Annotated in this window: 9 protein-coding genes; 2 read left to right on the forward strand and 7 right to left on the reverse strand. The window is 70.7% G+C overall.

Translation table 11 applies throughout. The features are described from left to right. A partial coding sequence (locus tag IY392_RS14780; RefSeq protein WP_194861618.1) for a LysR family transcriptional regulator substrate-binding protein occupies window positions 1–693 on the reverse strand: 693 nt, incomplete at its 3' end. A 122-nt stretch (window positions 694–815) separates the two neighbouring features. Between IY392_RS14780 and IY392_RS14785 the strand changes: the two genes are divergently transcribed. Both IY392_RS14785 and IY392_RS14790 read left to right on the forward strand, forming a co-directional pair. Then, complete coding sequence (locus IY392_RS14785) at window positions 816–1,283, forward strand: MaoC family dehydratase (RefSeq protein ID WP_194861619.1); 468 nt, start codon at window positions 816–818, stop codon at window positions 1,281–1,283. A gap of 101 nt (window positions 1,284–1,384) precedes the next feature. Then, a complete protein-coding gene (locus tag IY392_RS14790) occupies window positions 1,385–2,134 on the forward strand; it encodes an SDR family NAD(P)-dependent oxidoreductase (protein WP_194861620.1) in 750 nt (249 codons plus the stop codon). Window positions 2,135–2,151: 17 nt separating this feature from the next. Here IY392_RS14790 and IY392_RS14795 read toward each other — a convergent pair whose 3' ends face one another. The 6 genes from IY392_RS14795 to IY392_RS14820 all read right to left on the reverse strand — a co-directional run. Continuing rightward, window positions 2,152–3,183, reverse strand: coding sequence for an MBL fold metallo-hydrolase (locus tag IY392_RS14795; RefSeq protein WP_231750287.1), 1,032 nt, complete (start codon window positions 3,181–3,183; stop codon window positions 2,152–2,154). Then, on the reverse strand, window positions 3,180–3,506 hold the full coding sequence (locus IY392_RS14800) for an EthD domain-containing protein (RefSeq protein ID WP_182612346.1): 327 nt from the start codon (window positions 3,504–3,506) through the stop codon (window positions 3,180–3,182). Before IY392_RS14800 ends, IY392_RS14795 begins: the two co-directional genes overlap by 4 nt. A gap of 101 nt (window positions 3,507–3,607) precedes the next feature. After that, on the reverse strand, window positions 3,608–4,234 hold the full coding sequence (locus tag IY392_RS14805; protein WP_228549465.1) for a TetR/AcrR family transcriptional regulator: 627 nt from the start codon (window positions 4,232–4,234) through the stop codon (window positions 3,608–3,610). 95 nt (window positions 4,235–4,329) lie between these two features. Continuing rightward, complete coding sequence (locus tag IY392_RS14810) at window positions 4,330–5,823, reverse strand: class I adenylate-forming enzyme family protein (protein ID WP_194861621.1); 1,494 nt, start codon at window positions 5,821–5,823, stop codon at window positions 4,330–4,332. A 37-nt stretch (window positions 5,824–5,860) separates the two neighbouring features. After that, window positions 5,861–6,949, reverse strand: a complete 1,089-nt coding sequence (locus tag IY392_RS14815; protein ID WP_228549466.1) for an alcohol dehydrogenase catalytic domain-containing protein — start codon at window positions 6,947–6,949, stop codon at window positions 5,861–5,863. Beyond that, a partial coding sequence (locus IY392_RS14820; RefSeq protein WP_194861622.1) for an SDR family NAD(P)-dependent oxidoreductase occupies window positions 6,946–7,582 on the reverse strand: 637 nt, incomplete at its 5' end. The genes IY392_RS14815 and IY392_RS14820, both read right to left, overlap by 4 nt.

Genomic DNA, 7,582 nt, shown 5'->3' on the forward strand with positions numbered 1-7,582 from the left:
CTGCTCGTCCCGTACCCGCTCTCCCCGCGCCCGCGCCTTCGCCGCCGCCTTCTGCCGGGCGTTCAGCTTCTCCTTCGGTGCGTCCCCGGCGTTGCGGGACGTGTCGGCGGTCCGCCCGCGGACGATGCCGACGAACTCGTCGATCATCACGTCGCCCTCGCGGTCCGACGACCAGGCGACGCCCATGCGGGTGGCGGGAACGCCCTCCAACGGGCGCTCGATGACGTCCCGACGACTCAGCGCGCGGGCGTACGGCTGCGGTAGCACCAATAGTCCGACTCCGGCCGCGACCAGATCCACCGCGGCAGAGACCTCGTCGGGTGACGCGGTGATCGCGTCGACGGGGTCGAGCCACGGCTCCCCCTCCAGGTCGGCCCGGGACAGGGACTCGTAGACGCCGATCTCGTGGCCCCGCGCTGCGAGCACGGCCATGGTCTCGGTGTACAGCGGAATACGCAACAGTCCGGCCGGGGCGGAGCGGGGGGCGTGGTCGGCCTCACGGAGGAACACCACGTCGACACCCCCCGAACCCGGCGTCGACGCCAGCTCCGCCCGGGGGTCACCCACCCGCCGCGCCGTGATCGGCACGTCGGGGTTGCGCTCGCGCCACCGGGTGAGCCACTTGTCGGGTCGCACACCGGGGACATAGCCGACTGCCAGGCTCCGCCGGTCCGGGCCGCTATCCTCGTTCACCCCCCAACGGTAGCCGCTGCTCTACTGAACCTAGTTCGAGAAGCGGGTGCCGCGCCCCGCTCGTACCCGATACCGTGCGAGACGCCGGCCCCTCCGCCCGCCCACTCGATAGAGGAGAATCCATGACCCACGTATTCCACGGTGTCGACGAGTTCCGAGCGTCCGCCGGCCTCGACCTCGGGGCCGGTGACTGGTTCACGGTCTCCCAGGACCGCATCAACGCCTTCGCCGATGTCACCGAGGACTGGCAGTGGATCCACGTCGACCGGGAACGGGCGGCGGCGTCGGACATCGGGTCGACCGTCGCCCACGGGTATCTCACGCTGTCACTCCTCCCCCGCCTCAGCTCCGAACTGTTCACGTTCGAGGGCATCGGACGCGCGATCAACTACGGGCTCGACAAGGTGCGGTTCCCCTCCTTCGTCCGACCCGGCGACAGGATCCGGGCTGCCGGCCGGGTGGCGTGGACGCGGGAGGCGCAGGCCAGCGGCGTCCTGGCCTGCGTTCACTACGCGATAGAGGTGGAGGGCAGCGAGAAGCCGGCATGCATCGCCGAGGCACTCATGGTGGTGTTCCCCGCCGAGGGGTGAGCGGCACCCGATCCGGGAGGCCACCCGAGGCGTATACTGAATTCAGTTCACTTCATCTATTGTCGAGCGGTACACCCCCCGGCACCGGAAAGGCCGAACACATGGAGCGTTTTCAGGATCACGTCGTGCTCGTCACGGGTGCGACCGGTGGAATCGGCACGGAGATCTGCGGCCGGCTCGCGGCCGAGGGCGCCGTCGTCGTCGCCGCCGATCTGCCCGGTACCCCCCTCGACGAGGTGGCCTCCTCCCTCCCGGTCGGACCCCACCTCCGGGTGGAGCTCGACGTGGCGTCCGAGGAGCAGTGGAGCGCCGCGGTGAACCGCGTCATGGAAGCCCACGGCCGGCTGGACGTGCTGGTCAACAACGCGGGGATCGGCAGCCTCAAGACGGTGGAGGACGAGTCCCCCGAGCACTGGCAGCGCGTCATCGACGTCGACCAGACCGGCGTGTGGCTGGGCATGAAGCACGCCGGCGCCGCCATCGAACGCACCGGCGGCGGGGCGATCGTCAACGTCTGTTCGATCCTCGGCAGCGTGGGCGGCTTCGGCAACAGCTTCGCCTACCATGCCGCCAAGGGCGCGGTACGGACGATGTCCAAGAACGCCGCGATGCACTGGGCCACCAGGGGCGTCAGGGTGAACTCCCTCCATCCCGGGTTCATCGAGACCCCCCAGCTCCTGGAGCGCTTCGAGGGCAGCGAGCGCCATCGCGGGATGCTCGCCGGTACCCCGATGAGACGGCTCGGCACCCCCGCGGAGATCGCCGGCTGCGTGGCCTTCCTGGCCAGCGACGACGCCGGGTTCATGACCGGCGCCGAGCTCTACGCGGACGGCGGCTGGACCGCGCGCTGAGCCCGCACCGCCCCGCCTCAGGCGGTGACGAAGCGCTGTACGCCGGCGGGCGAGACCTCGTCGACGACGAGGTCTCCCCACGCCACCAACACGTCGAGATGCGCCATGGTCTCGCACGTCGCGATCATCTTGTTGAACACATCGAGCGAGGAGAACGCGCGCTCGCGGCGGGTCCAGGGAAGTCCCGCGGCCACCTCGAGCCCGGTCGCCCCCTGCCGGGCGGCCACCTGCGCCCGCGTGGCGTCCAGCCTCGAATCGTGATGGGAGAGCAGCTCGCGGACCCGCCCGTGGACGCTGCCTCCGACCGGCCCGTGCGCCGGCAGCATGAGCGTGTCCGGACGGTCCAGCATCGCCTCAAGTGAGGCGAGGTAATCACCCAGTGGGTTGTCCCACCCACCGAGTTCGAAGCCGATGGACGGGGAGATCCTGGGAAGCACGTGGTCGCCTGTGAACGTCACGCCGAGGGCGGCATCGTCGAACACGAGGTGCCCCTTGGTGTGGCCGGCGGTCCGCCGCGCCTGCATCGGCCGTCCCGCCACCGACACCGGGCCGTCCTCGGTCCACGTGTCCGGCAACTCCCAGTCCTCGGCCACCCAGGGCTCGGCGAGCGCCTCGACACGGGACGCCTCGGCGATCTCCGCGGCTCCCGCCCGTCGGAGCTGATCGAGCGAGTCCGTGGGGACGCTGGTGCGCAGTTCGAGGAGCTCGGTCAGTCCGGGGCGCTCACCACCCCCCAGGTGGATGCGGCTCCCGACGCGCCTGCGGAGCTCCGGCCCCATCGTGTAGTGGTCGCGGTGAATGTGCGTCACGTGGACGTCGGTCACCTCGTCGAGCCCGATGTCGACCGAGTTCAGACCGCCGCGCAGGATCTCGAGGTTGCCCGAAACGTTCCACCCGGCGTCGATCAGCGAGACCCCGTGCGGGCCCTCGACCACGTAGACGTTGATCGCACGCAGGCCGTCCTGCGGCATCGGGAGCGGGATCCGGTGGACACCTTCGGCCACCGGATGGCACCCGAGTTCGGCCCAGTCCGCTCCCGAGGCGGTCACGAGTCGCCGACCATGACCTGCTCCTCGCCCATCACCATGATGGCGCGACCTCCCATGGAGCCGACGTGCTCCGCGGCCTTCGCCCATTCCGGGCTCTCGAGCATGGCGTCGTAGGCCTCCTTCGAGTCGAAGCTGAGAACCGACACACCGTCCCATCCCAGGGAGTGCCTGGTGGGACCGGTCTCCTTGACCGCGGTGTGCGACCACCGGCGCAGACCGGGCAGCGGATAGGTCACCTCGGCGTGCTCCCCGCGCCACCAGGTGATGAACTCCTCGTGAGTCCAGTCGCTGGGCTTCGACGCCATGACGATGAGGTTGTACACGATACCTCCATAGTTGAATTCACTTCAGGAATTGGTGTCACAGTACCACCGCGGGATGCCGAAGACCCCTGTTGCGCGGCCCCCGCGCGGACCGGAGCGCCTCAGTGCACCAGCCGGAAACACGCCCCCATGACCGAGTCCGAGACCTCGGGCAGGGTTCGACTGCCGCCGGGGCGGTACCAGTTCCACACGGAGTTGATCAGGCCCAGGACGAACCTCCCGAGTTCGACCGGGTCGCGCCGGGGGAACTCCCCCGAGTCCATCCCGCGCTCGAGGAGGCCGGTCCAGTCGCGCTCGACCACCCGGACGAGTTCACGTGCCCTGACCCGCTCCTCCTCCTCCCGCTCGGAGGAGCGAGGGGTGGCGAGCATGTCGATGTGGTGGAGAAGGATCCGCGCCTGGAGCGCCTCGGTCTCGGTGATGTCGTAGGCACTGGAGATCGCCGCCCGCAGCGCGGTCTCGGCGTCGCCCACTCCCTCGACCGCCACCGTGAAGCGCTCGTGATACCTGGTGAGTTCGGCGCTCATGATGGTGAGCAGGCAGTGCGCCTTGGACTCGAAGTAGTGGTAAAGCGCGGTCTGCCCGATCCCCACCTCGCCGGCGATGGTCGCCCACTTCGTGTGCTCGTAACCGACGCTGCCGAAGTTCGCCACGGCCGCCTCGAGGATGACGTTCCTTTTGGATCTCGGGCCCTCGGTCTTTGTTGGCGCCATCGCCTTTACCCCCATGTGAGTGATGATCCGTCCAGGTTAAGCGAAAGTGAGTTCAGGTCACAGTGGTATCGATCCACACCACAGGTGACCTCGCCGTCCCGCCGAACCGATCAGTCCGCGAACATCTCCGCCGCGAGGGTCGCCGCTCCCTTGCGGTCCAACTTGCCCACCCTGGACTGCGGGAGCACGGAGACCGACCGTACGAACTCGGGCCACTTGAACTTCGGGAAGTCCGCCGCCTCCAGGTGCCCACGGATCTGCTCGAGTCCGAGCGGTTCACCTTCCGACACGACGAGTGCCGCCGTCCGCTCTCCGAGTACCGGGTCGGGCACCGGGACCACGCACACCTGGTGGATCCCCGGGATGGCGGCGAGCGCGCTCTCCACCTCGTTGATGTCGATGTTGCGTCCACCGCGGATGATGAGGTCCTTCTCGCGCCCTCGGATGCTCACGCTGCCGTCGTCGTGGATCACCGCCCTGTCGCCGGTGGACAGGAAGCCGTCGGCATTGACGTCGGGCGCGACCGGGGCGCCCTCGCGGGCGTACCCCACGAACAGCGAGGGCCCGCGTACCTGCAGGGACCCGAGCTCACCCGGTTCGAGCACGGCACCGGCGGCGTCCACCACCCGCACCTCGGTCCCGGGGAACGGGCGTCCATCCCGTCCCAGGCGCACCTCCACCTCGTCCGAGGGGGACGGGGTGGTGTGACCCAGGCATTCGGACATCCCGAACACCCGGAGCAGGGTCGTACCCAGGGTGACCTCGGCGTCGTGCAGCGCCTTCTGGTTCATCGGGCCGCCGCCGACGGTCATGGCCCGCATCGCCGACAGCGCACCCTCGGCACCGTCGACCAACGTGAGTTGCAGAGCCATGGTGGGGACCAGCATCGTCCAGGCCACGCGGTGCTCGCGCAGGAGCGCGACCGCCGTCTCCGGCTTCCACCTGTCCAAGGCCACCATCGCGCCGCCGAGCATGGTCGGCAGGTACATCCCGAAGCAGATCGCGGCCGCGGAGGACAGCGGCACCAGCGCACCCACCGGGTCACCGGGCCGAAGGCCCACGGCCTCGATCGTCGAGCGGCATGCGTAGCGCAGGGCGTCCTCGGTCTGGATCACACACTTCGGGCGGCCGGTCGACCCGGAGGTCATGGCCGCCACCGCTCCCCCGTTCCAGCGGTCGACCCCGTTCGAACGACCGTCCGCCGGCCCCGCGACGACCCAGCCGTCCAGTGCCCGGCCGACCTCGACGAACCCGTGCTCGGCCAGCCCCCACACCTCGGCGGTGTCGGTGGCGGCCACCACGACGTCCGGCCGCAGTTCCTCTGCGGCGAGATCGAACTCCGAGCGCGTCGCGTGTCCGCTCATCACCGCGAGCATTCCGCCGGCCAGTCCCACGGCCACTGCGGCCGACACCGTCCGCCACGAGTTGTCCGCACGGATGAGGACGGTCGGCGGGCCGTCCACCGCGGCCTCGATCACCCCGGCGAGCGCCCGCGCCCCGGCGAGGATCTCCCCGAGGTCGTGGGCACCGTCCCCGTCCACCACGGCGACGTCACCGGGCGTGCGGGCCGCGCGGTCGATGACGTCCTGGGCGAGCTGCTTCATTGGGCTTCTCCTAAGCGATCAGTGGTCCGACGGCATGTCACGCCGCGGACGGGTCGGTTCCGGGGACGACGACGAGGCGACCGGATGCCCGACCGTGTCGCAGATCCTCGTAGGCCGCGGGCACCTCGTCCATCGTGCGCTCCTCGACGACCGAGACGATCTCCCCCTCGGCCGCGAGGGCGAGGACGGCGGCGAGGTCGGCGTGCGGGCCCCAGAAGGGTGCGGAGACCCGCCACCCGCGAGGGACCGCGCCCTGCTTGTCCACCGTCAGGGCCCCGCCCGCGGAACCGACCACGGTGAGTCCTCCTCCGGTGCCCAGCATGCGGGCGCCCTCCGCCACCGTCTCCTGCGCGCCGACGAAATCGAAGACCAGGTCGGCGCCCGTGCCCGCGGCCAGCCGGTCGACCACCTCGGCGGCCTCGCCGACCGAGGCGACAGCGTGGTCGGCACCGAGCTCGGTGGCCAGCGCCCGGGCGCTCTCGCGGGGGTCGACCGCCACCACCACCTCGGGCGAGCGGGACCTCAACACCTGCAGTGCGAGGTGGCCGAGCCCGCCGATCCCGATCACCACGACCACCGATCCCCTCACGGTGGCGGGCTGCGACTGGACCGCGTGGTAGGCGGTGAGTCCGGCGTCGGTCAACGGGGCGAGGGCCGATCCCGTGGTGGGGTCGACGGAGACGAGGTGTCGCGCCGCGGGGACGAGCATGTAGTCGGCCAGTCCCCCGTCGCGCCCGATCCCGCCGCCGATCGCGCCCTCGAGGCGGACGCAGTAGTTGTCCCGCCCGCTCCGGCACTTCCGGCACTCACCGCACGACCACACTCCGTGCACGGCGTAGGTCAACCCGACCCGGTTCTCGTCGGCGCGGTCGCCGACGGCGACCACCGTGCCCACGACCTCGTGGCCGAGGGTGAACGGGAGCGTGTACGGCAATCGCCCCTCGGGCGAGTCCATGATGTGCAGATCGGAGTGGCACAACCCGGCGGCGTCCACCTTGAGGAGCAGTTCACCGGGCCCGGGGCGTGGCACGGGGATGCGGTCGAGCCTGGGGCCCGACCCCCACTCGTGCAGACGCCACGCCCGCATGGTCGCGGGCAGCGCGACTCCCGACGTCGGAGGTGTCATCGCGCCGTCCACCCGCCGTCGACGGTGAGGACGTGTCCGGTGACGTAGCTCGCGGCGTCGGAGGCGAGGAACAGCACCGCGCCGTCGACCTCACCCGCGCGGCCACCGCGGTTGAGCATGGTGTTGCGGCGCACCCAGGTCGCGGATTTCTCGTTGGCGAACAGCCCGTCGGTCATCTCGGTGTCGAACCACCCGGGCACCACCGCGTTGACCCGCACGCCGCGTCGGCCCCACTGGCCGGCGAGCTCGCGGGTGACGCCGATGACCGCGGACTTGGACGCCGCGTAGCCCGCGCCCCCGATCGGCGCCGTGGAGACCAGTCCGATCACCGACGAGATGTTGATGATCGAACACCCCCTCCCCTCGGGCAGGGCGTTGACGGCCGCGGCGGACAGGTGGAATCCCGAGGTGAGGTTGACGCGCAGGATGTCGTCGAACTCCTCCGCGCTCTCGGAGAGGGCGTCGGGCGGGCCGGGCCGACCGGCGTTGTTGACCAGGATGTCGACCCCGCCGCCCACCTCCGACGCCGTGGCCACGAGCCGGGCGCGGTCCTGCGGATCCGTGATGTCACACTCGACCGGCACCAACCCGGGCACCTCGGCGGCCAGGCCGGCCAGTCGCTCGGCGCGGCGG

This window comes from Dietzia sp. SYD-A1 (assembly GCF_015356725.1).
Classification (GTDB): domain Bacteria; phylum Actinomycetota; class Actinomycetes; order Mycobacteriales; family Mycobacteriaceae; genus Dietzia.

Bases quoted from the DNA above. Each gene is read 5' to 3' on its own strand.
- IY392_RS14785 (WP_194861619.1), top strand. From the start codon at position 816: ATGACCCACGTATTCCACGGTGTCGACGAGTTCCGAGCGTCCGCCGGC.
- IY392_RS14790 (WP_194861620.1), top strand. From the start codon at position 1,385: ATGGAGCGTTTTCAGGATCACGTCGTGCTCGTCACGGGTGCGACCGGT.
- IY392_RS14810 (WP_194861621.1), bottom strand. From the start codon at position 5,823: ATGAAGCAGCTCGCCCAGGACGTCATCGACCGCGCGGCCCGCACGCCC.
- IY392_RS14815 (WP_228549466.1), bottom strand. From the start codon at position 6,949: ATGACACCTCCGACGTCGGGAGTCGCGCTGCCCGCGACCATGCGGGCG.
- IY392_RS14805 (WP_228549465.1), bottom strand. From the start codon at position 4,234: ATGGGGGTAAAGGCGATGGCGCCAACAAAGACCGAGGGCCCGAGATCC.